Below are 26,740 nucleotides of genomic sequence, written 5' to 3'. Positions count from 1 at the left end.
GAGCATCACGCCCGCAGCGTGCCGCCGGTCTTCTTCGTGACCTCCGCCACGATCTTCGCAGCCACGGCCTCGATCTCCTGATCGGTCAGGGTCTTCTCGCGCGGCTGGAGCGTCACCGCGATCGCGATCGACTTCTTGCCGTCATCGATCCCCTTGCCCTCGTAGACGTCGAAGACGTTCACGCCGGTGATCAGCTTCTTGTCGACGCCCTGTGCGGCGCGCACGATGTCGCCCGCCTTCACGGCACGGTCCACGATGAATGCGAAATCGCGCGTGACAGGCTGGAACGCCGACAGCTCGATCAGAGGCTTCGCGCGGGTCGGCTTCTTCTTGGCCTCGGGGATGCGGTCTAGGATCACCTCGAACACGACAAGCGGGCCGTCGGCGCCGAGTGCCTCGAGCGCGCGCGGGTGCACCTCGCCGAAAGTGCCGAGCACGTTCTGCGGCCCGATCTGGATCGTGCCGGAGCGGCCCGGATGCAGCCACGGCGGGCCACCGGCCACGATCTGAAGCGCCTGCATCGGCGCACCGGCGCCCGCCAGCACCGCCAGCGCATCGGCCTTGGCATCGAACACGTCGGCCTGCGCCGAGCCCGTCCAGTGCCGGCCGAGACCTTCCGAGGACGCAAGGCCACGGCGCACGCCGCTCGCCGCCATGAACTGATCCTGCGGACGATCGCCCTTGAAGACTTGACCGACCTCGAACAACGCCACGTCGCCATAGCCGCGATCGGCGTTGGCCTGTGCTGCCGAGATGAGTCCCGCCAAGAGGGTTGGGCGCATGTCGGAGAGGTCCGAGGCGATCGGGTTCGCCACTTCGAGCTCGCCCTGACCGCCGCCGAACAAATTTGCCGCAGTCTTGCTGATGAACGACCAGGTCACTGCTTCGACCATGCCGCGGCTCGCCAGCGCGCGCCTGGCGCGGCGGGTGCGGAGCTGCAGCGGGGTCAGCACAGGCTTGCGCGCGTCGTCACCGCGTTCGAACGGCGTCATCGGCACCTTGTCGACGCCGAAGATGCGGACGATCTCCTCGACGATGTCGGCCTTGCCGTGCACGTCGGAGCGCCACGACGGCACCGCGACCTTCACGACCGGGCCGGGGCCCGCCATCATGAAGCCGAGGTGGGTCAGGATGCGCTTCATCTCTGCCTGCGGCACCTCGATGCCCGAGAGGCGCTTGACCTCCGTCACCGGGAAATCGATCACGCGGTCGTCGCCAAAGGCCTTGCCGACCACGACGTTCTCGGACGGCGTGCCGCCGCACATGTCCATCACGAGCTTGGTCGCAAGCTCGAGGCCCGGCACCATGAAGGCCGGATCGACGCCGCGCTCGAAGCGGTAGCGCGCATCGGAATTGATGCCGAGCTTGCGGCCGGTCTGGGCGATGTTGATCTCGTTCCACAGCGCCGACTCTATCAGCACGTCAGTCGTGTTCTCGTCGCAGCCCGAGGCTTCGCCGCCCATGATGCCGGCGAGCGATTCGACGCCGTGCTCGTCGGCGATCACGCAGATGGCGGGATCGAGGTTGTAAGTACGGCCGTCGAGCGCCAGCAGGGTCTCGCCGTCGCGGGCGCGGCGCACGACGAGATTGCCCTTCACCTTCTTGGCGTCGAACACGTGCAGCGGGCGCGCGCGGTCGTAGGTCATGAAGTTGGTGATGTCGACCAGCGCGTTGATCGGGCGCAGCCCGATCGCGGTCAGCCGCTTCTGCAGCCAGTCCGGCGACGGGCCGTTCTTCACCCCGCGCACGAGGCGGAGCGCGAAACCCGGACACAGCGTCGCGTCCTCGACGGTGACCTTCACGGGACAAGGAAATTCGCCCTTGATCGACTTGATCGTCGGGTCCTTGAACTTGCCCATGTCGGCAGCGGCGAGATCGCGCGCGATGCCGTGCACGCCGGTGCAGTCCTGCCGGTTCGGCGTCAGATTGATCTCCACCACGGGATCGCCGAGCGCGGCCCATTCGGCATAGCCTGCACCGATCGGCGCATCCGCCGGCAGCTCCATGATGCCGTCATGATCGTTGGAGATCTGCAGCTCGGCTGCCGAGCACAGCATGCCGCGGCTCTCGACGCCGCGGATGGTGCCGACGCCGAGCGTGATGTCCTTGCCGGGAATGTAGGTGCCGGGCGGCGAGAACACGCTGACCAGCCCCGCACGCGCGTTCGGCGCGCCGCACACGACCTGCACCGGCGCGCCACCGTCGCCGGTGTCGACCATGCAGACCCGCAAGCGATCCGCATTCGGATGCTGCTCCGCCGAGATCACCTTCGCAATGGTGAAGGCTTTAAGCGCTTTCGCCTTGTCCTCGATGTTCTCGACCTCGAGGCCGATCATGGTGAGCTTGTCGGCGAGCTTTTCCAAGGGCTCGTCGGTGTCGAGATGATCCTTCAGCCAGGAGAGGGTGAATTTCATGGCTGCTCTTTCTCCTCGGAGACGGTCTGCTCCCTCTCCCGCTTGCGGGGGAGGGGTGGGGTGGGGGCTCTCTCCGCGATGATAGTCGCGATTGTTTCGAGAACGCCGGCGCGGTTGGTCATGACATCGAGATTGCTGAAGCGGAGCACCCTGAAGCCCTTCGCTTCGATCGCGGCAGAGCGATGAGCGTCGGCGCGCTCGCCTTCGTCCGAGAAATGTTGGCCGCCATCGAGCTCGATGACGAGTTTGGCCGCGTGGCAGATGAAATCGGCGACGTAGTGCTCGATCGGGAATTGGCGGCGGAAGCTCGCGCCGTTCAATCGGCCGGCCTGCAGCTCCGACCAGAGGATACGTTCCGCATCGGTCGAATTGCGCCGAAGCGCGCGCGCGTTCGCGCGCAGCTTAGCCGGTACTTTCCAGTTCGGAGGCTTGGGATCGACCATCGGCAGCCCCATCGAGGAAACACCCTCTCCCCAACCCTCCCCCGCAAGCGGGGGAGGGAGTTCGAGCTGTCGGGTGGACAGAGGATATGTACCCTTGTGACGAACACCACGCGCACGCCCTATCCGTTCCCTCCCCTGCTTGCGGGTCAGGGGGAGGCTTGTCTCCGCGGAGGGAACGGAGAGAGCTTTCGTAGGGCCATTTGCCACCCTCACGTGCTCAGCCCTCCCGCCAGCGTCGGCACTTCCAGCGGCTTGAAGCCGTAGTGGGAGAGCCAGCGGACGTCGCTGTCGAACAGCTGGCGCAAATCGGCGATGCCGTATTTCAGCATGGCGATGCGGTCGATGCCCATGCCCCAGGCAAAGCCCTGGTACTCGTCGGGATCGATGCCGCAGGCGCGCAGCACGTTCGGATGCACCATGCCGCAGCCGAGAATCTCGAGCCAGTCCTCGCCCTCGCCGAAGCGGATCTCGCCCTTGTCGCGCCGGCACTGGATGTCGACTTCAAGCGACGGCTCGGTGAACGGGAAGAACGACGGCCGGAAGCGCATGTTGATGTGGTCGACCTCGAAGAAGGCCTTGCAGAACTCGTGCAGGATCCATTTGAGGTGGCCAAGATGCGAATGCTTGTCGATGACGAGGCCTTCGACCTGGTGGAATTGGGGCGTGTGGGTCGCGTCCGAATCGATGCGGTAGGTGCGGCCCGGGCAGATCACGCGGATCGGCGGCTTCTGGCTCAGCATGGTGCGCACCTGCACTGGCGAGGTGTGGGTTCGCAGCAGCATGCGCGAGCCGTCCTCCTTCGGATGGAAGAAGAAGGTGTCGTGCATCTCGCGGGCGGGATGGCCGACCGGAAAATTCAGTTTCGTGAAGTTGTAGTCGTCGGTCTCGATATCGGGGCCTTCGGCGACCGAGAATCCCATATCCGCGAAGATCGTGGTCAGCTCGTCCCAGACCTGGCTCAGCGGATGGATGCGGCCGGCCTCGGCCGGCGCATCGCGCAGCGGCAAGGTGACATCGACGGTTTCGGAGGCGAGCCGCGCATCGAGCGCCGCCGACTTCAGCATGTCGCGCCGTGCTGCGAGCGCTTCGGTGACCTTGTCCTTGGCCTGGTTGATCGCGGCCCCTTGCGTCTTTCGCTCGTCCGGCGACATCTTGCCGAGGGTGGCCAGCAGCGCCGAGATCGAGCCCTTCTTGCCGAGGGCTGCGACGCGCACCGCTTCGAGCGCGGCTTCGTCGCCGGCGGCAGCGATCTGGTCGAGGATGGATGTTTCGAGCGTTGCGAGGTCGGACACGGTCGGATCCTTTCAAAAGGCTGCCGGTTGTGGCCGCAGCCGGGCCGGAACGTCAAGCCGAATAGCCGTCGTAAATGCAGGGCATTTGAACCCTATGGGCATGGCTGGGACCAACCTGAAGTCAAAAGGAGGGACTATGCGTCTGCGATCCTGCCTCGCCGCTCTGGCGATGGTTCTTTTCGGAAACGTGACCCACGCCGCCGAGGAATGCCCGGCCAAATCGACGTCGATGGACGACATCGTCGCCGTCCTCAACGCGGCACCGAGCTGCGACCGTGCCATGAAGCTGTTTAAGGCCTGCGCCTACGGCGCCAGCGGCGAGGTGCAGCTCGGCGAAGCGGTCGAGAAAAAGTGCGAGGCCGATTTCGCCGGGCAATTGAAGCCGCCGCAAAAGCTCAGCTATCAGCGCGAGCTGGCAGGCTGCGACCGGAAATACCGGAACAAGTCCGGCACGATGTATATCTCGGCGACAGCCTTCTGCCGGGCGGAGGCCGCCCAGCGTTACTCACAACGCGCGCTGAAGGCTGCGGGCCAGAGGGCCCGCTAGCGTAGGCCTTAAGCAGCCAGTGCGGCTTTGGCCTTCTCGGCGATCGCCTGGAACGCGGCGGGCTCGCGGATCGCGAGATCCGACAGCACCTTGCGGTCCACGGTGATGCCCGACTTGGCGAGACCGTCGATAAATCGGCTGTAGGTCAGGCCGAACGGACGCACAGCGGCGTTGAGACGCTGGATCCACAGCGCGCGGAAGGTGCGCTTGCGACGCTTGCGGTCGCGGAAGGCGTATTGCTGGGCCTTCTCCACGGCCGGCTTGGCGGCGCGGATGGTGTTCTTGCGGCGGCCGTAGAAGCCCTTGGCGGCCTTGTAGACTTTCTTGTGCTTGGCGTGGGCGGTCACACCGCGTTTGACGCGAGACATGACAAAATCCTTCAGAGATGACTTCGGTTATCGGATCGCCGCGGGATGCGCGGCACGGATGGCAGTGATCGTCGACGCGATCAGGCGTTCGGCAAGAAGTACTTCTTGACGTTGTCGCCGTCGGTCTTGAACAGCACGCGGGTGCCGCGGAGCTGACGGATCTGCTTCTTCGTCCGCTTGATCATGCCGTGACGCTTGCCGCGCTGGGCGTGCATCACTTTGCCGGTGGCAGTCACCTTGAAGCGCTTTTTAGCGCCCGACTTGGTCTTCAGCTTGGGCATTTGGCTCTCCTAATGGCCACAGAAATCCGCCCGCGAAGGCGGCTGGCCGTCAAAAATGCTCGTTAGAGCGTTGATTGTGCTCAGGTTTTCGCGAGCAAGCGCGACACCCGCACGAACACCGCCACGGCAGCCCTTAAATCAGCCGGGCGATGAAGGCTGGGCTTATGACAGAGGACAGGCCGATTGGCAATGATGAACCGCCGGAACCGGCTCGCCGACTATTGCAAGTTGTCACCCTCATGTCCCAGCCGTGTCGCTGGAAGCAGGACCAAAATGGCCCATAATTTCCGACAACGCGCACCAAAACCAAACGGCCCGCCGGAGATCCGAACGGGCCGTCGAATTCTCAAGTCCCCTGAAGCTCGTCTCAGCGCGGTGCCAGCACCATGACGACCTGGCGACCTTCGAACCGCGCGTCCTGCTCGACCTTGGCGAGCTCGGCGACGTCGGTCTTGATCTTGTCCAAAAGCTTGGTGCCGATCTCCTGATGCGCCATTTCGCGGCCGCGATAGCGCAGCGTGATCTTGACCTTGTCGCCCTCTTCGAAGAACCGCTGCATCGCGCGCATCTTCACGTCGTAATCGTGATCGTCGATCATCGGGCGGAGCTTGATCTCCTTGATCTCGACGGTCTTCTGCCGCTTGCGGGCTTCCGCGGCTTTCTTCTGAGCGGAATACTTGTACTTCCCGTAGTCCATGATCTTGCAGACCGGAGGGCTGGTATTCGGCGAAATCTCGACCAGATCCATCCCGACTTCCTGGGCCATCCGGATGGCGACGACGGTCTCGACCGTGCCTTTGTTCTCACCGGTCTGGTCGATCAGCTGGATCTGCGCATTGCGAATATCATCATTGATGCGAGGCCCGTCTTTGCTGGCAGCGGGCGGAGCTTTATTAGGACGGCGAATGGGTGGTTCTCCAAAGTTGTGAAAGAAGCGGCTATTTTGAAGGAAGAAGCGTTTGCGGGCAAGCAAGTCGCGTGTGCACGAGACGAAAAACCCTCAAATGCGAGGCATTTGGGCCACGCCTGACGACACGCTGATCGAAATAGACACCTTGCTTCTGTTCCGCAAGCGTCCCAAAGGGACAATGCCGGCAGCGGTCGCTCAATCGCGCGCGGCCCGAACTGCTGAAACCGCACAGTCAGAGTAAACGTTCCATGACCCAAGCAATTCCCGATGCCGTGCTCGACTTCATCGATGTGGGCGAGGGTCCGTCCGCGCGCAAAATCGCGGTGCGCAGCCGGCGCGGACAAGGACATGGTCAGGGCCCGGGGCTGGTCTGGCTCGGCGGCTTCAAATCGGACATGCAGGGCGGCAAGGCCCAGGCGCTGGATGCCTGGGCCGGGGAGCACGGACGTGCCGCGGTCCGATTCGACTATTCCGGTCATGGTGAATCCAGCGGCAATTTCGCCGATGGAACCATCGGCAGCTGGCTCGAGGACAGCGTCGCGGTGTTCGAGCGGTTCTGCGAGGGACCGCAGATCCTGGTCGGCTCCTCCATGGGTGGCTGGATCGCGCTGCTGCTCGCGCGCGAGATCAGGAAGCGTTCCGGTAAAGCGTCGCTGGCGGGCCTCGTGCTGATCGCGCCGGCGCCCGATTTCACCGAAGAGCTGATGTGGAAGAAGTTCTCGCCCGAGGTGAAGAAGGAGATCGAGACCAAGGGCTTCTGGCTGCGGCCGTCGGATTATGGCGACGGCTCTCCCTACCCGATCACGCGGAACCTGATCGAGGAGGGTCGCAATCATCTCGTGCTCGGCAGCGCGATCGATCTCGGCTGCCCCGTGCGCATCCTGCAAGGCGCTCAGGACCCAGATGTGCCCTGGCAGCATGCGTTTGCCTTGACGCATCGCCTGCCGGCCGACGACGTCGTGCTGACCATGATCCAGGACGGCGATCACCGCCTCTCCCGCCCGCAGGACATCGCGCGGATTCTTGCCGCGGTGGCCGAGATCGGGTGAAGTGTTGCCTTAGAATTCGCTGTCATTGCCCGCGAAGCGGGGCATGACGGAGAACGGGAAGGAAGAAACGCCAATGACCACGACCGCCATGCTGCGCGCCTTCTGCGATGCCGTCGAGCAGCGCAACGGACGTGCCTTCGCGGATCTCTTCACGCAGGACGGCGTCTATCATGACGTTTTCTACGGCGCCTTCGCTGGCCGTGAGAAGATCGCCGCGCTGATCGACGATTGGTTCTATCGCACGGCGACCGATTTCCGCTGGGACATGCACGATCCTGTCTCTGACGGCACCACGCTCTACGCGCGCTACACATTCAGCTACAGATCAACCTTGCCGGAAGCGAATGGCGCGCGGGCGATGTTCGAGGGCGTCGCGATCATGACGCTGCGTGACGGCAAGATTGCCTGTTATCACGAGGTCGCCAACACCGCGCCGGCCTTCGTCGACCTGAAGTTCGCGCCGGAGCGGATCGCGAAGATTGTCGCCAGGCAGGGCGCCGAGCTGAAGGCGCGGCCGGAGATGAAGCGGCATCTTGGCTAGTTCTTTCCTTTCGTCATTCCGGGGCGATGCGAAGCATCGAACTACGGTGTGCGATTGCGCACCTGAGAATCTCGAGATTCCGGGTTCATCGCTGCGCGATGCCCCGGAATGACGGTGGGCTACGGCGACGACGGCTTCGCCATCGGCTTGCGCTGCGCCAGCGCCGCCACCGTCGCGGTGCCGATCGGGCCCTCTTCGTCGTAGAGCCAGCATTCGCCGATCGCCACGCCCTCGGTGGCCTGGTGGTTCACCACGTCGAAGCCGATCCAGTTCGTCACCGGCAGCCGGTGCAGATAGATCGTGACGTCGCTGTTGATGTAGCCGAGCCCCTTGTCGCCGGCGTTTGCGAACGGGCTGGCGAAGTCGGCGCCAACAGCGACATGCACGAACGGTGTCATCGGCGCGCCGGCGACGAGCTCGCGCACCTCGCTCATCCACAGCCGGCGCGGGCCGAGCGAGCCCATATGGCCAACGATGGGACGCGTTGTCCATTTGCCGTTCATGCCGAGCCTGGGACCGGTAGGTTTTGGAATGTCTGACGGCTTCGGCACGTCCCAGTTCGGCGGCGACCAGATGTTGCCGTCGGGATTCTGCGTCTTGCGTAGCAGCTGGCATGAGGCGCGCGCCATGCTGACGCCGCCCGAGAAGAATTTGGCCTCCACCACTCGGATGCGCAGCCCGTCGCGCACCAGCCGCGTCGTCACGTGAATCGGCTTGTCGATGGTCGGCAGCCGGAACATGTCGACGGTGAGGCGCGCCGGCACGAATTCGGGCCCCGAATGGCGCTCCTCGATGACAAAGCCGAGCAGCCCGATGATGACGCGTCCGTGCAGCGACTTCGGGTCCCACGGGCCATTGGCCACTTCCGTCGGATGGAATGTATCGCCGTCGCGCGTGAAGAAAGGCATGTTTGTTGTCATGGTGCGCGACTTTTGAGGGAATGGGCGCGGAAATCAAGGGTGGTGAGAGCGGGCGCGCGAGGCAGCCACAACACAGGTGTCATCGCCCGCGAAGGCGGGCGATCCAGTACTCCGAGAAGGCGGTGATTGAGTCGAGAAGCCGCGGCGTACTGGATCCCCGCCTTCGCGGCGGCCGTGGATCAAGAGGCGGCTCGCCACTCCTCACGCACGCCCTCGTCGGACTCTCCGTCCAACGCAGCGCTCTTCATCGCTTCAAGCTCTTGTCGCTCCAGCAACTGCCCCAGCGCCCACACCGCCGCCCCACGCACCAGCGGGCTCGCATCATCGAGCAATCCCCGGGCCTCTTCGGCCAGCACCACCTCACCGGAGTTACCGATCGCAATCAGCACATTGCGCAAGAAGCGGTTGCGGCCGATGCGCTTGACCGGCGACTTCGTGAACAGCGCACGAAACGCTGCGTCGTCGAGCCGTGAAAGCTCAGCAAGACCAGGCGCGCGCAATTCATCACGCGCGGCGAGCTTGGCTTCACGAGCCTCCTGCGCGAACTTGTTCCAGGGGCACGCCGCAAGGCAATCGTCGCAGCCATAGATGCGGTTGCCGATCGCTTTGCGAAACTCGTGCGGGATCGGTCCCTTGTTCTCGATGGTGAGGTAGGAGATGCAGCGCCGCGCATCGAGCTTGTAGGGCGCGGGAAAAGCCGCCGTCGGGCAGATGTCGAGGCAGGCCCGGCACGAGCCGCAATGATCGATCTCGGCGACATCGCGCGGCAGCTCCAGCGTGGTGTAGATCGCACCGAGAAACAGCCATGAGCCGAACTCGCGCGAGACCAGATTGGTGTGCTTGCCCTGCCAGCCGAGATGCGCGGCCTGCGCCAAGGGCTTCTCCATCACCGCCGCGGTGTCGACGAACACTTTCACTTCCGACGGCGCGGTTGCGACCAGCCAGCGCGCCAGCGCCTTCAGGCGTTTCTTGATGAGGTCGTGATAGTCGTCGCCCTGCGCATAGACCGAAATTGCCGCGCGCGTGCGCTCCTTCAGGATCGCTAGCGGATCAGAGTCGGGGCCGTAATTGACCCCGAGCATGATGACGCTGCGCACGTCGGCCCACAGCCCGCGCGGATCGACGCGGCGCTCCGGTTGGTTCGCGAGCCAGTCCATGTCGCCATGGCCGCCCGCGGCGATGAATTCGAGGAAATGCGTGCCGGCCTTTTCGATCGTGCCAGGCGCTGTGATGCCGATGCAGTCGAAGCCGAGCGCGCGCGCCTCGCGCGCCAGCGCCGCCTTCAGTTCAGTTGGATCGCAGTTCAGAAATCCAGGTCCACGTAGGTGCGCGATGCCGGCACGCCGGCCAGCCATTCGCTGAGCAGCGGACGGAACGACGGGCGGGATTTCACCCGCGCGTACCACGCCTTTGCTGCGTCGTCCTCGCTCCATGGCACGTCGCCCAGATAGTCGATCGCCGAAAGATGCGCCGCGGCGGCGAGATCCGCGTAAGTCAGCCGGTCGCCGGCGAGGAAGTTGCGCGTCTGCGCCAGCCAGCCGATATAGGCCAGATGATAGCGCACATTGGCCTTGGCCGCGCGCATCACGTCGGCCGAAGGCGGGCCGCCGCCATTCTCCTCGCTCATGAAGCGCTTGTAGATGCGCTCGGTGACGAGCGGGTGCGAGACCTCCTCGAAGAACTTTTCGTTGAACCAGGCCATCAGCCGGCGCACCTCGACGCGCTCGAAGGTCGTCTCCGGCATCAGGCGCTTGGGCCCCATCCCGGCGCCATAGGCCTCATCGACATACTCGGCGATGATAGCCGCGCCCGGGATCGGCGGCAGCTCTTCGTCCACCAGCACGGGCGTGGTGCCGGCCGCATTGAGCAGCAGAAATGCCTCGCGCCGTTCCCAGCTGCGCTCCTCGATCAGCTTCAGATCGAGCCCGTATTCGCCCGCGATCAGGCGGATGAAGCGCGAATGCGGACAGAACGGATGATGAAACAGTGTAAACATGAAGCCTTTGACTATTTGATGGTGCTTAAGAATCCATCAATGTTTGTGCGGCGCCACACTAGTCCCTCAAAACTGCGAAGCAAGAGCGCGGCGTCGCATTTTGCGATTGCAGCATTGGGGGGAATAGGCGAGAAGAGCCCCGCTTTTCCAGCCGAAATGGACCGTAAATATGTCAGATGCAATACGGGCAGTGATCCTCGGCATCATCGAGGGTGTGACCGAGTTCCTTCCCGTGTCCTCGACCGGCCACCTGCTCCTTGCGGAGCGCTTCTTCGGCCTCGGCGAAGGCGCATTCTGGGATTCGTTTACGGTTCTGATCCAGTTGGGTGCGATCCTCGCGATCGTCGGGCTCTACTTCAGGAAGCTCTGGGATGTCGCGATCGGCCTGTTCACGGGCGATGTCTATGCGCGCCGTTTCGTGATCGGCGTGCTGGTGGCGTTCCTGCCCGCCGTGATCGTCGGCCTCGTCGCCGGCAAATACATCAAGAGCGTGCTGTTCAATCCCTGGGTCGTCTGCTTCACGCTGATCGTCGGCGGCGCCATCCTGCTCTGGGTCGACAAGCTCGACCTCAAGCCGCGCGAGCATGACGCCACCAAATTCCCGCTGCTGATGTACCTCTATATCGGCATTGCCCAGTGCGTCGCCATGATCCCGGGCGTGTCGCGCTCCGGCGCCAGCATCGTCGCCGCGATGTTCCTGGGCGCCGACAAGCGCGCAGCAGCGGAGTTCTCGTTCTTCCTCGCCATCCCCACCATGATCGGCGCGTTTGCCTACGATTTTTACAAGAACCGCTCCGAGATGACGATGGACCACATGGGCATCGTCGCCATCGGCTTCGTGGTGTCGTTCGTCACCGCGATCATCGTGGTCAAGACGTTCCTGGAGTACGTCACCCGCCACGGTTTCGTGGTGTTCGCCTGGTGGCGCGTCATCGTCGGCACCCTCGGCCTGATCGCGCTGGCGCTGGGGCGGTAAAGTAACGACTGCCGGACCAAACGTCGGGGCCGGCGTTGTGCTATGGCTCACCTCCCCGCCGGGGGAGAGGTTGTCCCCGCCGGGGAGAGGTGGGCGTCGAGCTCGCGATTGGATGCGTGGTTTCAACGCAATGTAAGCTTTTGACGGCTAGGCAGTTTCCGGAGCGGGGTGGCCCGCAGGCGGAGCTGAACCATGACCCTCGTCAGCGGCTGGGGGCGCTTTCCAGTCGTCGATAGCGACGTGCTGCGTCCGCGCTCGTTCGCGGCGCTGGGTGAAGCCGTGGTGGCCGGCTCCGTGGCGCGGGGCAACGGCCGCGCCTATGGCGATGCCGCGATCGGCGCTGTCAGGACGATCGGGATGACCGGGTTCGACCGGATCAGGTCGTTCGATCCCGCGACCGGGCGTATCCGTCTCGAAGCCGGCGTGCTCCTGTCGGATCTGATCGACACCTTGGGTCCACGCGGGTTCCTGCCTTTCGTCGTGCCCGGCACGCGCTTCGTTTCGGTCGGCGGCGCGATCGCCGCCGACGTGCACGGCAAGAATCACCATTGCGAGGGCGGCTTCGGCCGCTATGTCGAGAGCATCCTGCTGCGCACCGGCCAAGGCGAGATCATCGAAGCTTCGCGCGAAGAACATTCCGATGCCTTCTTTGCGACCATCGGCGGCATGGGCCTGACCGGAATCATCCTCGAAGCGACGATGCGGCTGCGGGCGGTGGAAACGGGCTGGATCCGCGAGCGCGTGATCTCCGCATCCGATCTCGACGCCGCGATGCGCGCGCTGGATGCGGGCGATGCGTCGACCTATTCGGTGGCGTGGATCGATTGCGCTGCGCGCGGGCGTGATCTCGGTCGCTCGCTGATCTATCTCGGCGAGCACGCGCGCCGCGACGAGCTCGCGGAAGGTGCCGCTGCATTTCCCGCCGGCAAGAATCCCGCCTTCGCCGTGCCCGTCGACCTGCCGTCGATGACGCTGAACCGCTTCAGCATCCGCGCCTTCAACGAGCTCTACTACCGCGTGGGCGCGCGGCGCGCCGGCGGCAGCCATGTGGTCTCGCTCTATCCCTATTTCTTCCCGCTCGACGCGATCGCCGGCTGGAATCGCATTTATGGCAAGCGCGGCTTCCTCCAGCATCAATGCGTGATTCCGCAAGCCAGCGCGCGCGCCGTGCTCGGCGAGATCCTCGACCGTGTCGCAAGGCGCGGCGATGCCTCCTTCCTCGCAGTGCTCAAGAAGCTCGGCCAGGGTGACGGCATCTTGTCGTTTCCGCTGCCCGGCTACACGCTGGCGCTGGATTTCCCGGTAAAGGGCGACATCCTGAATTTTCTCGACGAGATCGATCGTCTCGTCGTTGCGGCCGGCGGCCGGCTTTATCTGGCGAAAGACGCGCGCCAGTCGCGCGCGACGTTCGAGGCCGGCTATCCCGCTTTGTCGCGCTTCAACGCGATCCGCAAATCGCTCGACCCCAAGGGCAGCATCCGCTCCAAGCTTTCGCAACGCCTGTTCGATGAGGTGTAAGCCGTGACGTCACGCAAGACCGTTCTGGTGCTCGGTGGCTCCTCCGATATCGGCCGCGCTGCCGCGCGCGCCTTTGCCAGGACCGGATACGACGTCGCCCTCGCCGGCCGCGACGTCGCGGTGCTGGAGCCTGATGCGGCCGATCTGCGCGCGCGCTACAACGTCGAGGTGGGTCTCCATAAATTCGATGTGCTCGACACCGCTTCGTTCGATGGCTTCGTCGCCGCCCTTCCCGCGCTGCCTGACGTCGTCATCTCGATCATCGGCCTGCTCGGGGTGCAGCAGGATGCCGAGAGCGATCTCGCCCACGCCACCACGATCATGCGTTCCAACTACGAAGGCCCGTCGCTGATCCTCGGCCTGTTCGCGGAAAAATTCTTAGGCCGCGGCGCTGGCACGATCGTCGGCGTGTCCTCTGTCGCCGGCGATCGCGGCCGCGCCTCGAACTATGTCTATGGCTCGGCCAAAGCAGGCTTCTCCGCCTTCCTTTCGGGCCTGCGCGCCCGCGCCAGCCGCGGGGGCGTGCATGTGGTCACCGTAAAACCGGGCTTCGTCCGCACCAAGATGACGGAAGGCATGAAGCTGATCGGCCCGCTCACCGTCGAAGCGCCTGTCGTTGGCGACGCGATTCTTCAGGCCGTCGAGAAGAAGACCGACGTCATCTATGTCAGCGGCAAATGGCGCCTCGTGATGCTGATCATCAAGGCGCTGCCTGAGGCGATCTTCAAGAAGCTGAAGTTTTGAGGCTGTGGCCGCAGCGGCGGTCTGCCCCTCGCCCCGTTCGTCCCACAAACTCGTCAAGCCCGGCCATGACGACGGAGAGAGACGTCTCACACGCTCATGCGCTGGAACTGGCCGGCCGCGCGGAAGCGCCAGAGATATTGCGGGGCGATGGCTTCCAGTGAATCAGCCGTGATGCCGAGGCCTTCCAGCGTGAGCCCGGCAGCCTTCGCCGCATCCGACACGATATTGTCGCGCTCGAGCAGCGTGACCTGGTCCGGCGTCAGCTTGAAAGCGCCCGGCGCGAATTGCAGGAAGGCGGCCTGGAAGCGGGCGAGCCTGAACGATAGCGGTACCAGCATCCGCTTGCGGTCGGTGATCTCGAGGATGGCCTCGATGATCTCGCGCATGGTCAGCACTTCAGGCCCGCCGAGCTCATAGGTCGCGCCCGCCTTGGCCTTGCCGTCGACCGCATCCGCGATCGCGGTGGCGACGTCGCCGACATAGACCGGCTGCATCTTGGTCTCGGCGCCGATCAGCGGCAGCACCGGCGACATCCGCGCCAGAGCCGCAAAGCGGTTGGTGAACTGGTCCTCGGGGCCGAACATGACGGAAGGGCGGAAGATCGTCGCGGATGGCACCGCGGCCAGCACCGCCGCCTCGCCGGCCGCCTTGGCCTTGGCATAGTGCGAGGGCGATTCGGCATCGGCGCCGATCGCGGAGACATGGATCAGGCCGGCGCCCGCCGCCGCGGCCGCCTTGGCGACGGTCTCGGCGCCTTTGGCCTGAACGGCGTCAAAGGTCTGCGCGCCGCTCTCGGCGAGCACGCCGACGAGATTGATCACGACATGCGAATCGCGCAGCGCCGCCTCGACCGAGGCCGGATAGCGCAGATTGGCCTGCACGGTGTGGACCTGCCCGACCCTGCCCGAGGGCTGGAGGTACCCGGCTAGTTCCGGCCGCCGCACTGCAACACGGACCCGGTAATCGCGCCGGCATAGCGCCCGGACGACATTCCGGCCCAAAAACCCCGATCCGCCGAAAACCGTGACCAGCGTGTCCAGATTCGATGCCATGGGGTCCATTCCTGCAGGAAGCGTGCGAGATATCAGGCTTGTATCGGGCCGGTTTGCGATGCGCAATCCGCATCGCCAAAACCGGGCAAGCATGAATTGACAACGGCGTCACCGAACCGTAGTAACCGCCTCCGTGCCCCAAACGGCATGCCCAGGTGGTGGAATTGGTAGACGCGCTGGCTTCAGGTGCCAGTGGCTTAACGGCCGTGAAGGTTCGAGTCCTTTCCTGGGCACCATTTTGCGGGGTTTGGACCCAAAACAGAGCTACCTCCGATCGTTAGGGATGCCAGGGCGGCGATCGTAGAATCATCGGCGCGTGGGTTCTTGTGGAACCAGATCGGCCCTGTCCCTCACACCACCCGCTTCCCCGCCCGCTCCGCTGCCGCCTTCTGCACGAAATACATCGCCACCAGCGCGACGGCGGCCGATGCGACGACGACGTAGCCGATCCGGTCGAAATGGAGCAGCGAGCCGTCAGGCGCCTGCGCGATGATGGCGCCGGCGAGCACCGAGCCGAGGCCGCCGGAAAGCTGCTGGAGCGAGGCGCTGATCGCGCTGAAGGAGCCGCGCTGGCTTTGATCGGGGATCGCCGACATCAGCGCCTGCGACGGGATCATGCGCGAGAAGATGCCGACGAACATCAGCACGTTGACGAGGATCGCGGTCACGAGCGAGACGTGGCCGAGATGGGTGTAGATCAGCACCATGATCACCGACACCACGCTGCCGAACACGAAGGTCGGGTATTTGCCGAACGCGTCGCTGGCGCGGCCGACCAGCGGCCCGGTGACGATGCTGAACAGGCCGGAGACGAGATAGATCGTCGGCAGATGCGTGATGTCGATGCCGAGATTGTGCACGGTGAAGGCGCTGGAGAACGGCATCAGCATGTAGCCGCCCGTCGCCAGCAAGGCGGTGACCCCGAAGGCCAGCGTGTAGCGCGGCTCCGCGACGGTCGCGATCAGATGACGGAACGGATTTCTGTCCTGCTTCAGCTTCAGATGCGCGTCGACCGGCTCCATCGCGAAGACGATGACCGCGATCGCCGCGATCGACAGGCCGACGATCGCAACGAAGCAGACATGCCAGTTCCAGTGATTGGCGAGAAACAGGCCGGCGGGAATGCCGAGCACCTGGCTCGCGGCGAACGCGGTCTGCACGAAGCCCATCACGCGGCCGCGCAGATGCAGCGGAAACAGATCGGTGATGATGGCGAGCACGACCGAGCCGATCACGCCGCCGAACAATCCGGTCACGATCCGCCCGAGCAGCAGCACATGGTAATTCTGCGCGGCGGCGCAGAGCAGGGTGCCGAGCGTGAAGCCGACATAGAAGAACAGCAAGAGGCGCTTCCGATCGAAGCGATCGGCAAAGCCGGCGGCCAGCACGCCGGAAATTCCTGCGCTGAACGCATAGGCAGACACCGCGACGCCGAACTGGGTGGCCGTGATGTTGAGCGCGGGCATCAGGATGGCGCCGAGCGGCGACATGATGATGAAGTCGAGGATGATCGTGAATTGCGTGAAAGCGAGCAGCGCGATCAGGAGCGACTGGTAGCGCGAAAAGCCACGCTGCCGTTCCTGTTGATCATCGATCGGCGCGGCGAGCGTCTGTTCGGTCATGGGCACCTGGTTCGCGGATGGGCGCGGCACGGCGCCGCGCGAAACTGGCAGATAGGGTGAATGGTGAGGATTTCCACGGCGCACACGGCAAAGGCGGTGCCGGAACACGAAGCTCACGCCGGGTTGTGGGATCGATGCAACAGCCTGACACGCCGATTTGACTTGACCGTGCCGTCGGGCCGGCCGCCCTCTCCGGCCGAATTAAGCCGCCCTTAGCGAATGCCCCCTAGGCTCGCCACCGTCCATTTCCCTGCTCCCCGGCCGGAAGCCGGTCAGTTTAGCGGCAGTTGAGAGCGTTTTCGGATGGAGCAGCCCGCCCGGCAGCATGATTTTGGCACGCCCGAGCCGTCGGTTGCGGCGGCGCGGACGCTGGTCATCGACCTCGAAGGCGCGCTGCTGCGCTCCGAACTGCTCATGGAGGCGCTGTTCTCCAGCCCCGGCCGCCTGCTGGCCCGCTTCGGCGCGGGCGGACGACCAGGCATGGCAGCGCTCACGGATGTCCTCGCGCAGGCCGACATCGACTACGCCCACCTGCCCTACGCGTCCGGCGTGCTGAACCAGGCGCTGACGGCGCGGGCGCGGGGCGAGAAGATCTATCTTATGGCGAACCGTTTCGCCCGACATGCCGCGGGCATCGCCGCGCATCTCGGCTTTGATGGCGTCGTGACGCCGGCCGATCTTGCTGCCGGTGACAGACTGCCGTTCGATCGCGGCTCCATCGAACGCGTCGAGAGCCGTGGCCGAAGCCGCGTCAGCCTGAAGACTTCTAGTCTGAAGATTTGGGCCAACGCGCTGCGCGTCTACCAATACGCCAAGAACACGCTGGTGTTCGTGCCTGCGATCACCGCGCATCAGATGAATCTTGCGACGCTCGGCTATGCGCTGCTGGCGTTCATGGCGTTCTCGGCCTGTGCATCCGGCGCCTATCTGATGAACGATCTGCTTGATCTTGCCGCCGACCGCCAGCATCCCACCAAGCGCCATCGCGCGCTTGCGTCAGGCGATCTGCCGATCTCCTCAGCACTGCTCGCGATCCCTGCCCTCTGGCTGTTCGCGGTTGCCACCAGCCTCTGCATCTCGCCGCTGTTCCTCGGCGTGCTCGGCATCTATCTCGCCACCACCATCGCCTATTCGCTCGTGCTCAAGCGCAAGATGCTGGTCGATGTCGTCACGCTCGCCGGCCTCTACAGCCTGCGCATCGTTGCCGGCGCGGTCGGCGTCGGCGTGGTGCTGTCGGAATGGCTGCTGATTTTCTCGCTGTTCGTGTTCACCTCGCTCGCGCTGATCAAGCGCTTCAGCGAGCTCAGCATGCGCGAGAGCGCCGGCCTCGCCGATCCCTCCAACCGCGATTACAGGATCACCGACCTCCATGTCATCGCCGCGATGGCGGCGGCGAGCGCGATGAACGCGGTGACGGTGTTCTCGCTCTATGTGTCGTCAACCGCGGTGACGCCGCTGTACGGCCGTCCCTGGATGCTGTGGCTGCTCAACCCGCTGCTGCTCTACTGGTTCGGCCGCGCCTTGATGATGGCGCATCGCCGCGAGATGCCTGATGATCCGATCATCTACGCTTTCCGTGACGGCCCCAGCCGCATCACGGTCGCGGCAATGATCTGCATCATGCTGGCCGCGATCTGAGCTGTCAGGCGCTTGCGCGGTCCGCCCCCAGTGGCTACATCGCGGGCCACCCGATTAGCCTATGATGCCGACAGACCGATTCGATCGAGGTTTTGACCCACCATGACCGTACGCCTGCACCGCGGCGACCTGCCGGACCTGTCCCGCTACACCTCGGCGGTGGCGATCGACACCGAGACCATGGGGCTGAACCCGCACCGCGACCGGCTCTGCGTGGTGCAGCTCTCGCCCGGCGACGGCAGCGCCGACGTGGTGCAGATCCCCAAGGGGCACACCGACGCGCCGAACCTGAAGGCCCTGCTGGCCAATCCGGCCATCACGAAGATCTTCCACTTCGCGCGGTTCGACATCGCGGTGCTGTACCAGACGTTTGGTGTCATGACCGGGCCGATCTACTGCACCAAGATCGCCTCCCGCCTGACCCGCACCTATACCGATCGCCATGGCCTGAAAGACCTCGTCCGCGAGGTGCTCAATATCGACCTTTCCAAGCAGCAGCAGTCCAGCGACTGGGGTTCCGACAGCCTGTCCGAGCCGCAGCTCGCCTACGCCGCCTCCGACGTGCTGCATCTGCATGCCCTGCGCGAGCGGCTCGATGCCATGCTGGTGCGGGAAGGCCGCACCGCGCTGGCCAAGGCCTGTTTCGAATTCCTGCCGACCCGCGCCCTGCTCGACCTGCAGGGCTGGGCCGAAGAGGACATTTTTGCGCATTCCTGAGGCGTCTACGATGTCATTCCGGGGCGGCTCGAAGAGCCGAACCCGGAATCTCGAGATTCCGGGTTCGATGCTTTGCATCGCCCCGGAACGACGGGAGCAAGCGGACCGAGGTAATCGCCCCGTTTCGGACACTTTCGTAACGGCCTGTCGCCGGCTGCATATCGTGGCGGCGCCGGGTACAATGCGGCGCACCCAACCGGACAGAGCGAGCACACTCTGGAGCAGCAGTGAATTCGGCCCAGAATCCCACCTACGACGCCGCGCTTGCGGCGAAGTTTGCCAGCGCGGCGCGCCACAGCCGTCTGGTGCGGATTCTGCGCATCGCGGTCCCGGTGACGGTGATCGTGTCCCTGGCCGCGATCGTCGCCGTCTCGACCTTCCTCAATCCGTTCCAGATCCCGATCAAGCTCGACTCTGGAAGTCTCGTGGTCACCGGCACCAAGATCACGATGGAAACCCCGCATATGTCCGGCTTCACACCGGACCAGCGGCCCTACGAGCTCTGGGCCAAGGCCGCGACGCAGGACATCACCGATCCCGATCACGTCGATCTCGCCGATCTGCGCGCCAAAGTGCTGATGGAGGATCAATCCACCCTGTTCCTCGATGCCCGCACCGGCCGCTTCGACAACAAGCAGCAGCAGCTCGACCTGCACAAGGATATCTTCCTGCGCACCTCGACCGGCTACGAGGCGCGGCTGAACTCGGCCTTCGTCGACATGGGCAAGGGCACGGTCTCCTCGGACGAGCGCGTCGACGTCAAGCTGACCAACGGCACGCTGACCGCAGATCGCTTACGAATTACGGAAGGCGGCGACGTCATTCGCTTCGAGGGCAATGTCGTGATGCATCTCGACAAGATCAGCACGGATGATGCCGCGGCCCCCGTCGAGCAGACAGCGCCGCCACCGGCGAAGTCAAAGAACAAGTCTGCCAATTCAAGATGATTTTCATGATCAGGTTTTTTCCGCGCAGCAAAGTCAAAGGGTGCGCCATCCTCGGTGCGACGGCGCTAGCTGTCGGCATCGCGCTGACGGCAGGTGCAGCGATCGCGCAGAGCACGATACAGGGCACGCCGAACGCGCTGCAGGGCTTTTCGCAGAACCGCGATCAGCCGATCCAGATCGAGGCCGCCTCGCTCGAGATGCGCGACAAGAAGAAGGAGGCGACCTTCTCCGGCAATGTGAAAGTCATCCAGGGCGACACCACCATGACCTCGAAGACGCTGGTGGTGTTTTACGAATCCGGCGGCGGCGACAAGCCGGCCGCGCCGCAGCCCGCAGCGAAGGGCGCGAAGGGTGCGCCGATGCAGTCGGCAACGCCGGGCCCGGGCGGCAGCTCCTCGATCAAGCGGCTGGAGGCGCGCGGCAATGTCGTGGTCACCCAGAAGGACCAGGTGGTGACAGGCGAGACCGCCGTGTTCGACACCAAGACCAACCTCATCACGATGTTTGGCGGCGGCGCAGGCCAGGTGGTCATGACTCAATGCAAGAACGTCATGCGCGGCGACCGGCTGACCGTGGACATGACCACCGGCGTGTCCCGCGTGGAATCCGACAGCGGCCGGGGCGTTCAGGTCCTGCTGCCGCAGGGCGGCGCCAGTGAGTGCGGCTCGGGCGGTTCGGCCAAGCCCGGCGCGGCCCCGCCCTCGCTGCTGCCCGGCATCGGCAAAAAGTGAATTCTGAAAGCAAGTTCATGGACTTGGGTCGGATGGCGCCGATCCGAGGTTGAAGCTTGCGTAGCGAGACTGTATCTAGCGGCCAGGGCTTTCGAAGCGGGGTCCGCCGCTTTTCGGGCGTGTTTCACTGGGCATGAGACATCCCTTCATTCATGCTGTGCCGGCGAAGCGAGAGGCCGGCGCGGCAGATCGCGCGAACGCTGCGCAAACGCCGCGCAAAAACCGCGAAAGGCTGGAAGGCGGGGATGGTCGATCTATTCAGCATGTTCCGTCGGCGCCCCGCCAAACGCGGCCGGCCAGGATTTGCGCGGGATATCACCGCGCTTGGGGACAGCGTCGGGGGTCTCGTGACCAGCCCGGTGCGGGACGCCCCGCCGATTGCTCGTGACCAGCCGATGCACGCGCCCGACCAGTTCCAGGGTGACTATCAAGGCGATTATCAGGCCGACTACCAACCCGAGCCGCCGCGCGCGGTTCACCCGGTCCGGAGCGCCGCCAAGCCGAATGGCGCCGGCGGGCCGCAGCTGCTGCGCCGCCCCGGCTTTCTGGCTGTGCATAGCGTGGAAAAGGCGTTCGGCAGCCGGCAGGTGGTGCGTGGCGTCAGCATCTATGTGCGGCGCGGGGAGGCCGTCGGTCTGCTCGGTCCGAATGGTGCCGGCAAGACCACGGTGTTCTACATGATCACCGGGCTGATCAAGGCCGATCGTGGCGCGATCGAGCTCGACGGCCACGACGTTACGCAACTGCCGATGTATCAGCGCGCGCGGCTCGGCATCGGCTATCTGCCACAGGAAGCCTCGATCTTTCGCGGCCTCACCGTCGAGCAGAACATCCGCGCCGTGCTCGAAGTGGTCGAGCCCTCGCGCAAGAAGCGTGAGCAGCAGCTCGATTCCCTGCTCGACGAATTCAACATCACGCGCCTGCGCAAATCGCCCTCGATCGCGCTGTCAGGCGGCGAGCGCCGCCGCGTCGAGATCGCGCGCGCATTGGCGACGCGCCCGAACTATATGCTGCTCGACGAGCCCTTCGCCGGCATCGATCCGATCGCGGTCGGCGATATTCAGGACCTCGTCCGCCATCTCACCAACCGCGGCATCGGCGTGCTGATCACCGATCACAATGTCCGCGAGACGCTGGGTCTCACCGATCGTGCCTATATCGTTTATGCCGGTGAGATCCTGACGGAGGGAAGCCCGGACGAGATCGTCGCCGATCCCGACGTTCGCCGGCTTTACCTCGGCGAGGAATTCCGCCTCTAGCCCGTTTTTCCCATTCGTCAAGACGTGTACATCGGGCTCGGACTAGGATAAGCAAAAATCGGACCAACTTTTGGATCGGTTCTTGCTTCATGGCGCTTACGCAGAGATTAGAGTTCCGGCAATCGCAGTCGCTGGTCATGACGCCGCAGCTGATGCAGGCGATCAAGCTGCTGCAATTGTCCAATCTCGATCTCACGACCTTCGTGGAGGAGGAACTCGAGCGCAACCCCCTGCTGGAGCGGGCCAGCGACGATGCCCCCGGCGGCGAGGCCCCGGCCGAGGCTGGCCAGTTCAGCGACAATGATGGCGAAGATTCAGGCAGCCAGGGCAGCGATGACGGCTTTGGCGGCAGCGGCGACGCTTTCGAGCCGGGCCAGGAAGAATGGATGAGCAAGGATCTCGGCACCCGCGCCGAGATCGAGCAGACCCTGGACACAGGCCTCGACAACGTCTTCTCCGAGGAGCCGGCCGAGGCGGCCGCGCGCAACGCGCAGGACGCCGCGCCGAGCGTCTACACCGAATGGGGCGGCGGCGCCTCCGGCGACGAGGACTACAATCTCGAGGCCTTCGTTGCGGCCGAGATGACGCTGTCGGATCATCTCGCCGAGCAGCTCTCGGTCGCCTTCACCGAACCCGCGCAGCGCATGATCGGCCAGTATCTGATCGATCTCGTCGACGAGGCCGGCTATCTGCCGCCCGACCTCGGCCAGGCCGCCGAGCGTCTTGGCGCATCGCAAAAGGACGTCGAGGACGTTCTTGCCGTGCTGCAAAAATTCGACCCGCCCGGCGTCTGCGCCCGCAACCTGAGCGAATGCCTCGCGATCCAGCTCCGCGAGCTCGACCGCTACGATCCGGCGATGCAGGCCCTCGTCGAGCATCTCGATCTGCTGGCCAAGCGCGACATCGCGAGCTTGCGCAAGCTCTGCGGCGTCGACGACGAGGACATCGCCGACATGATCGGCGAGATCCGCCGGCTCAATCCCAAGCCCGGCATGAAGTTCGGCTCGGCCCGTTTGCAGACCATGGTGCCCGACGTCTATGTCCGCCCGGGCCCCGATGGCGGCTGGCATGTCGAGCTCAACAGCGACACCTTGCCGCGCGTGCTGGTCAACCAGACCTACTATTCCGAGCTGTCGAAGAAGATCGGCAAGGACGGCGACAAGTCCTATTTCACCGACGCGCTGCAGAACGCGACCTGGCTGGTGCGCGCGCTCGACCAGCGCGCCCGCACCATCCTCAAGGTTGCGACCGAGATCGTGCGCCAGCAGGACGGCTTCTTCACCCATGGCGTCGCGCATCTGCGGCCGCTGAATCTGAAGGCGGTCGCCGATGCCATCCAGATGCACGAATCCACGGTGTCGCGCGTCACCGCCAACAAATACATGGCGACAAATCGCGGCACATTCGAATTGAAATATTTCTTCACGGCGTCGATCGCCTCGGCCGACGGCGGCGAGGCGCACTCCGCCGAAGCGGTGCGTCATCACATCAAGCAGCTGATCGATGCGGAAGAACCCTCGGCGATCCTGTCGGATGATACCATCGTGGAACGCTTGCGCGCCTCGGGCATTGATATAGCCCGCCGCACGGTCGCGAAGTACCGCGAAGCCATGCGCATTCCGTCCTCGGTGCAACGCCGCCGCGACAAGCAGAGCGCCCTTGGTAACGTCCTCTCCAACGCACTGTCCGACCGCTCCCGCAACACCGAACCGGCCTGATTGCGCTGGCGCGAAATCGCGCTACTCTCATCCCCCCATCGCGACCGATCCAAGCACGCGCATGATCCGGAAAAATGTGCGGCGGTTTTCCGAAAAGATCATGCGCAGGGAACAACCCCAGCTGCGATGACGCGTCATCCTGGCTGGGCGCAAACCAAGCGAGGCATCACCATGACTCTTCGGATTTCGGGCAAGAGCGTCAGCGTCGGCGAGGCCCTGCGTGGCCGCGTGACCGACCGGACTGAAGAGGTCCTGCGCAAATATTTCGACGGCAATTATTCCGGCCACATCACGCTGTCCAAGGACGGCTTCGGCTTCCGCACCGACTGCGCGCTGCATCTGGATTCGGGAATTACGCTGGAGGCCGATTCGAATGCGCCGGACGCCTATGCCAGTGCCGACCAGGCGCTGATCATGATCGAGAAGCGGCTCAAGCGTTACAAGAGCCGGCTCAAGGACCGCTCGGCGCGCAAGGCCCATGTCGCCTCCGCGGCGCTGGCCGCCCTCGACGCAACGGCTTACGTGCTGGAAGCGCCGGGCGAGGGCGAGGAGGAGGACGAGGTCACCGGCTACAACCCCGTGATCATCGCCGAGTCCACCACCGCCCTGAAGCAGCTCTCGGTCAGCGAGGCCGTCATGGAACTGGACCTGACCGGGGCGCCGTGCCTGGTGTTCCAGCATGGCTCCAGCGGGCGGGTGAACATCATCTACCGCCGGGCCGACGGCAATGTCGGCTGGATCGACCCGCCGGGCGGAAAGGGCGATGGCAAGGCCGGGGCCTAGGGCCAGCAGGGGGGCAGGCCCGAGACCCCGTACCATCCGCAGCCCTTAACAATGACCGGGGCAAAGCCCTACGCGGGAGTTGGCACCGGGATTGCGTTGGAGTAGAAGCGCCCCACATCAGGACTAGGGACTGGCTAAGTCCCCCTCCTGCTTCACCTTCTTGACGCCGGCCCGGCGCGGTTATTCCGACGCAGGCCAAATCGGAACCTGACGGTCTAATTCACCTCGGAAAGCTTCCATGCCGATTACCGATCTGGTCGCACCCGAGGCGATTCTCCCGGCATTGAAGGTCAACAGCAAGAAGCAGGCGCTTCAGGAACTTGCGGCCAAGGCCGCCGAGTTGACCGGACAGAACGAACGCTCCGTGTTTGAGGTGCTGCTCCAGCGCGAGAAGCTCGGCACCACCGCGGTCGGCTATGGCGTCGCCATTCCCCACGGCAAGCTGCCCAAGCTGGAAAAGATTTTTGGCCTGTTCGCGCGGCTCGATCGCCCGATCGATTTCGAGGCGATGGACGGCCAGCCGGTCGATCTCGTCTTCCTGCTGCTCGCCCCCGAAGGCGCCGGCGCCGATCACCTCAAGGCCCTCGCCCGCATCGCCCGCCTCTTGCGCGACCAGGACATCGCCAAGAAGCTCCGCGCCTCGCGCGACGCCCAGGCGATCTATTCGGTGCTGGCGCTGCCGCCCGCGACGGCGGCGTAGCCCTCTCGCCCGATCGAAGCCGAGCCGCGCCGTCTGCGACTTATTTGGTAGCCGGGCGCTATCTCTCAATTCCGCACGCGTCCGGCCGGCACGGCTTGGGCGCTGGATTTTTGAGACATGAATTGCGGTTCGACAGCGCGCTTCCTCGGTCTGCTTTGCTCCGTCACCAATGAGGCGCTTCGACTCGATCCGAAGAACCAGGATATCTTGGTCAATCGCGGCCTTCTCTACATGATGCGATCCGACGCCAAACATGCGCGCGCGGATTTCAGCAGCGTGCTCGCGCTGCCGCCGACCGACAAATGGGCCGTGGTCACGGCGCGCGAGGGGCTCGGCTATCTGAAGTGATGAGAGAGAGGTGCGAATTCCTGCGTCACGCTCGGTCATTGCGAGGAGCCCTTGCGACGAAGCAATCCAGACTGCCTCCGCGGAAAGATTCTGGATTGCTTCGCTGCGCTCGCAATGACGAGGAGAGGGCAGCGGACTATCGCATCAAAAGCAAAACGGGCATGCCTTCCTGCGAAGGCATGCCCGCCAAAACTCTCTTCGTGCGACGCGCTTAGTGCACGCTGACGGCTTGCAGCTCGTTGCTCCAGGCGTTGGCGATTGCGGCTTCGCGGCTGTCGGTCAGCATGATCGGTGTGCCGTCGGCGGCGTGGAGGGCGAACAGCTTGAGGCCCGGCGCAATCTTCGGCGCCTCGGGAAACAGGCCCGGAACGTCCTCGGAGCGGATCTGCTTCACATAGGCGATATGGCCTTCGCCAAGGGTGGCCAGCGTCTCCGGCGAGACGTTCTTGGCTTCGTATTCGAACGCAACGTGACCTTCACTCATGGTCTCGACTCCTCTAACGAACTAAGCGGTCGAGTCCGCTACTCGTTCCATTATTCGTGCTCATTGATAGCGATTGTCTTAACGATCCTCTCCGGCTCAGGCCGGGCCAGATCGATCGACAACAGCCCGTTCTTCAGATCCGCACCCAGCACCAGCATCCCCTCTGCCAGCACGAAGGTGCGCTGGAAGTGGCGCGCGGCGATGCCGCGATGGATGTATTGCCGGGTCTTGTCGTCCTGCTGCCGTCCGCGGATCACGAGCTGGTTTTCCTCAATGGTTACATCGAGTTGATCGCGGGTGAATCCGGCGACCGCCAGTGTGATGCGCAACCGCTCGGGCTGGCCGTCCGTGCGGTCACACCTCTCGATATTGTAGGGAGGGTAGCCGTCGGCGCCTTTGACGACGCGGTCGAGCACGCGCTCGATCTCGTCGAAGCCCAGAAGGAACGGACTGGAAAGCGTGGGAACACGAGACATAGTTTACAAAGTCCTCTCGAAGCGACTTTGGTGCTTCGGGGCCCGTCAAGGCACCCCTTGGTCAGCAATATGGTCATATCCCCGTGTCCGTTCAAGGACGTAGCGGGGGTTGTGGATGGGCGCTTCTGCCGCCCACGGCTCTGCCATCGCACAAAATGCTTACAATTCGTCACAGCGCCCGGAGGCGCAGGCATGACGAATTCGGGGGCGATTTATCTCAATGAAAACAGGACCCCTTCCTACTGTGCATGGGGTTGTTTTCGCGC

Annotated in this window: 28 protein-coding genes and 1 tRNA gene; 16 read left to right on the top strand and 13 right to left on the bottom strand. The window is 64.3% G+C overall.

Annotated elements, in window-relative coordinates; translation table 11 throughout:
• Window positions 1–5: 5 nt before the first annotated feature.
• From pheT to pheS, 3 genes are all read right to left on the bottom strand, one after another.
• Window positions 6–2,414 (bottom strand): phenylalanine--tRNA ligase subunit beta, encoded by a 2,409-nt coding sequence (pheT, locus tag AC5V87_RS00615; protein WP_495369692.1) that lies wholly within the window; start codon window positions 2,412–2,414, stop codon window positions 6–8.
• A complete protein-coding gene (locus tag AC5V87_RS00610) occupies window positions 2,411–2,857 on the bottom strand; it encodes an endonuclease domain-containing protein (protein WP_495369691.1) in 447 nt (148 codons plus the stop codon). Before AC5V87_RS00610 ends, pheT begins: the two co-directional genes overlap by 4 nt.
• 209 nt (window positions 2,858–3,066) lie before the next feature.
• On the bottom strand, window positions 3,067–4,149 hold the full coding sequence (gene pheS, locus AC5V87_RS00605) for a phenylalanine--tRNA ligase subunit alpha (protein ID WP_495369690.1): 1,083 nt from the start codon (window positions 4,147–4,149) through the stop codon (window positions 3,067–3,069).
• 136 nt (window positions 4,150–4,285) lie between these two features.
• Between pheS and AC5V87_RS00600 the strand changes: the two genes are divergently transcribed.
• Window positions 4,286–4,696, top strand: a complete 411-nt coding sequence (locus tag AC5V87_RS00600; protein ID WP_495369689.1) for a hypothetical protein — start codon at window positions 4,286–4,288, stop codon at window positions 4,694–4,696.
• An 8-nt stretch (window positions 4,697–4,704) separates the two neighbouring features.
• On the opposite strand, the gene rplT is transcribed toward AC5V87_RS00600, so the two are convergent.
• The 3 genes from rplT to infC form a co-directional block, all read right to left on the bottom strand.
• Window positions 4,705–5,064, bottom strand: a complete 360-nt coding sequence (gene rplT, locus AC5V87_RS00595) for a 50S ribosomal protein L20 (protein ID WP_027550107.1) — start codon at window positions 5,062–5,064, stop codon at window positions 4,705–4,707.
• Between the two features lie 80 nt (window positions 5,065–5,144).
• Window positions 5,145–5,345 carry a 50S ribosomal protein L35 gene (gene rpmI, locus AC5V87_RS00590; RefSeq protein ID WP_008539890.1) on the bottom strand — a complete coding sequence of 67 codons (201 nt, stop codon included), beginning with the start codon at window positions 5,343–5,345 and terminating at the stop codon, window positions 5,145–5,147.
• A 367-nt stretch (window positions 5,346–5,712) separates the two neighbouring features.
• On the bottom strand, window positions 5,713–6,252 hold the full coding sequence (gene infC, locus AC5V87_RS00585; RefSeq protein ID WP_027574769.1) for a translation initiation factor IF-3: 540 nt from the start codon (window positions 6,250–6,252) through the stop codon (window positions 5,713–5,715).
• Window positions 6,253–6,503: 251 nt separating this feature from the next.
• Here infC and AC5V87_RS00580 point away from each other — a divergent pair, with 251 nt between their 5' ends.
• Window positions 6,504–7,304, top strand: a complete 801-nt coding sequence (locus AC5V87_RS00580) for an alpha/beta hydrolase (protein ID WP_495369688.1) — start codon at window positions 6,504–6,506, stop codon at window positions 7,302–7,304.
• A gap of 73 nt (window positions 7,305–7,377) precedes the next feature.
• Window positions 7,378–7,845 (top strand): nuclear transport factor 2 family protein, encoded by a 468-nt coding sequence (locus AC5V87_RS00575; RefSeq protein WP_495369687.1) that lies wholly within the window; start codon window positions 7,378–7,380, stop codon window positions 7,843–7,845.
• A 119-nt stretch (window positions 7,846–7,964) separates the two neighbouring features.
• Here AC5V87_RS00575 and AC5V87_RS00570 read toward each other — a convergent pair whose 3' ends face one another.
• The 3 genes from AC5V87_RS00570 to AC5V87_RS00560 form a co-directional block, all read right to left on the bottom strand.
• On the bottom strand, window positions 7,965–8,753 hold the full coding sequence (locus tag AC5V87_RS00570) for an acyl-CoA thioesterase domain-containing protein (RefSeq protein WP_495369686.1): 789 nt from the start codon (window positions 8,751–8,753) through the stop codon (window positions 7,965–7,967).
• A gap of 191 nt (window positions 8,754–8,944) precedes the next feature.
• Window positions 8,945–10,120 (bottom strand): tRNA epoxyqueuosine(34) reductase QueG, encoded by a 1,176-nt coding sequence (gene queG / locus AC5V87_RS00565; protein ID WP_495369685.1) that lies wholly within the window; start codon window positions 10,118–10,120, stop codon window positions 8,945–8,947.
• Complete coding sequence (locus tag AC5V87_RS00560; protein ID WP_495369684.1) at window positions 10,069–10,761, bottom strand: glutathione S-transferase family protein; 693 nt, start codon at window positions 10,759–10,761, stop codon at window positions 10,069–10,071. The genes queG and AC5V87_RS00560 overlap by 52 nt, the downstream gene beginning before the upstream one ends.
• Before the next feature lie 169 nt (window positions 10,762–10,930).
• Between AC5V87_RS00560 and AC5V87_RS00555 the strand changes: the two genes are divergently transcribed.
• From AC5V87_RS00555 to AC5V87_RS00545, 3 genes are all read left to right on the top strand, one after another.
• Entirely contained in the window at window positions 10,931–11,737 is an 807-nt protein-coding gene (locus AC5V87_RS00555) for an undecaprenyl-diphosphate phosphatase (protein WP_456841680.1), read from the top strand.
• Between the two features lie 192 nt (window positions 11,738–11,929).
• A complete protein-coding gene (locus AC5V87_RS00550; RefSeq protein ID WP_495369683.1) occupies window positions 11,930–13,255 on the top strand; it encodes an FAD-binding oxidoreductase in 1,326 nt (441 codons plus the stop codon).
• Between the two features lie 3 nt (window positions 13,256–13,258).
• On the top strand, window positions 13,259–13,999 hold the full coding sequence (locus tag AC5V87_RS00545; RefSeq protein ID WP_495369682.1) for an SDR family oxidoreductase: 741 nt from the start codon (window positions 13,259–13,261) through the stop codon (window positions 13,997–13,999).
• 86 nt (window positions 14,000–14,085) lie between these two features.
• Here the strand turns inward: AC5V87_RS00545 and AC5V87_RS00540 are convergent, their stop codons facing one another.
• Window positions 14,086–15,051 (bottom strand): complex I NDUFA9 subunit family protein, encoded by a 966-nt coding sequence (locus AC5V87_RS00540; RefSeq protein WP_495369681.1) that lies wholly within the window; start codon window positions 15,049–15,051, stop codon window positions 14,086–14,088.
• Between the two features lie 149 nt (window positions 15,052–15,200).
• On the opposite strand from AC5V87_RS00540, the gene AC5V87_RS00535 reads away from it, so the two are divergent.
• Window positions 15,201–15,287, top strand: a tRNA-Leu gene (locus AC5V87_RS00535).
• 114 nt (window positions 15,288–15,401) lie between these two features.
• Here the strand turns inward: AC5V87_RS00535 and AC5V87_RS00530 are convergent.
• Window positions 15,402–16,673 carry an MFS transporter gene (locus AC5V87_RS00530; protein WP_495369680.1) on the bottom strand — a complete coding sequence of 424 codons (1,272 nt, stop codon included), beginning with the start codon at window positions 16,671–16,673 and terminating at the stop codon, window positions 15,402–15,404.
• 303 nt (window positions 16,674–16,976) lie between these two features.
• On the opposite strand from AC5V87_RS00530, the gene AC5V87_RS00525 reads away from it, so the two are divergent.
• From AC5V87_RS00525 to AC5V87_RS00485, 9 genes are all read left to right on the top strand, one after another.
• The gene (locus tag AC5V87_RS00525; protein WP_495369679.1) at window positions 16,977–18,311 is read left to right on the top strand and encodes a UbiA family prenyltransferase; all 1,335 of its coding nucleotides are present in this window, start codon (window positions 16,977–16,979) and stop codon (window positions 18,309–18,311) included.
• A 102-nt stretch (window positions 18,312–18,413) separates the two neighbouring features.
• Window positions 18,414–19,028 (top strand): ribonuclease D, encoded by a 615-nt coding sequence (locus AC5V87_RS00520; RefSeq protein WP_456841674.1) that lies wholly within the window; start codon window positions 18,414–18,416, stop codon window positions 19,026–19,028.
• Window positions 19,029–19,255: 227 nt separating this feature from the next.
• Window positions 19,256–19,975 (top strand): LPS export ABC transporter periplasmic protein LptC, encoded by a 720-nt coding sequence (gene lptC / locus AC5V87_RS00515; protein ID WP_456841673.1) that lies wholly within the window; start codon window positions 19,256–19,258, stop codon window positions 19,973–19,975.
• 5 nt (window positions 19,976–19,980) lie between these two features.
• On the top strand, window positions 19,981–20,706 hold the full coding sequence (locus AC5V87_RS00510; protein ID WP_495369678.1) for an LptA/OstA family protein: 726 nt from the start codon (window positions 19,981–19,983) through the stop codon (window positions 20,704–20,706).
• 245 nt (window positions 20,707–20,951) lie between these two features.
• Window positions 20,952–21,965: an LPS export ABC transporter ATP-binding protein gene (gene lptB, locus AC5V87_RS00505; protein WP_495369677.1), complete on the top strand. Its 1,014-nt coding sequence runs from the start codon at window positions 20,952–20,954 to the stop codon at window positions 21,963–21,965.
• 89 nt (window positions 21,966–22,054) lie between these two features.
• The gene (gene rpoN, locus AC5V87_RS00500; protein ID WP_495369676.1) at window positions 22,055–23,683 is read left to right on the top strand and encodes an RNA polymerase factor sigma-54; all 1,629 of its coding nucleotides are present in this window, start codon (window positions 22,055–22,057) and stop codon (window positions 23,681–23,683) included.
• 171 nt (window positions 23,684–23,854) lie between these two features.
• A complete protein-coding gene (hpf, locus tag AC5V87_RS00495) occupies window positions 23,855–24,466 on the top strand; it encodes a ribosome hibernation-promoting factor, HPF/YfiA family (RefSeq protein WP_495369675.1) in 612 nt (203 codons plus the stop codon).
• A 238-nt stretch (window positions 24,467–24,704) separates the two neighbouring features.
• Complete coding sequence (ptsN, locus tag AC5V87_RS00490; RefSeq protein ID WP_008141251.1) at window positions 24,705–25,166, top strand: PTS IIA-like nitrogen regulatory protein PtsN; 462 nt, start codon at window positions 24,705–24,707, stop codon at window positions 25,164–25,166.
• A gap of 117 nt (window positions 25,167–25,283) precedes the next feature.
• Window positions 25,284–25,514, top strand: a complete 231-nt coding sequence (locus tag AC5V87_RS00485; protein ID WP_456841668.1) for a hypothetical protein — start codon at window positions 25,284–25,286, stop codon at window positions 25,512–25,514.
• A gap of 211 nt (window positions 25,515–25,725) precedes the next feature.
• Here the strand turns inward: AC5V87_RS00485 and AC5V87_RS00480 are convergent, their stop codons facing one another.
• Together AC5V87_RS00480 and AC5V87_RS00475 are read right to left on the bottom strand one after the other, a co-directional pair.
• Window positions 25,726–25,998 (bottom strand): BQ00720 family protein, encoded by a 273-nt coding sequence (locus AC5V87_RS00480; protein ID WP_007598581.1) that lies wholly within the window; start codon window positions 25,996–25,998, stop codon window positions 25,726–25,728.
• Between the two features lie 50 nt (window positions 25,999–26,048).
• On the bottom strand, window positions 26,049–26,474 hold the full coding sequence (locus AC5V87_RS00475) for an Hsp20 family protein (RefSeq protein ID WP_024338612.1): 426 nt from the start codon (window positions 26,472–26,474) through the stop codon (window positions 26,049–26,051).
• Window positions 26,475–26,740: the final 266 nt, after the last annotated feature.

This window comes from Bradyrhizobium sp. SOJA106 (assembly GCF_059448745.1).
The sequence above is the reverse complement of the archived record's forward strand: the minus strand, read 5'-3'. Positions and strand labels throughout refer to the sequence as shown.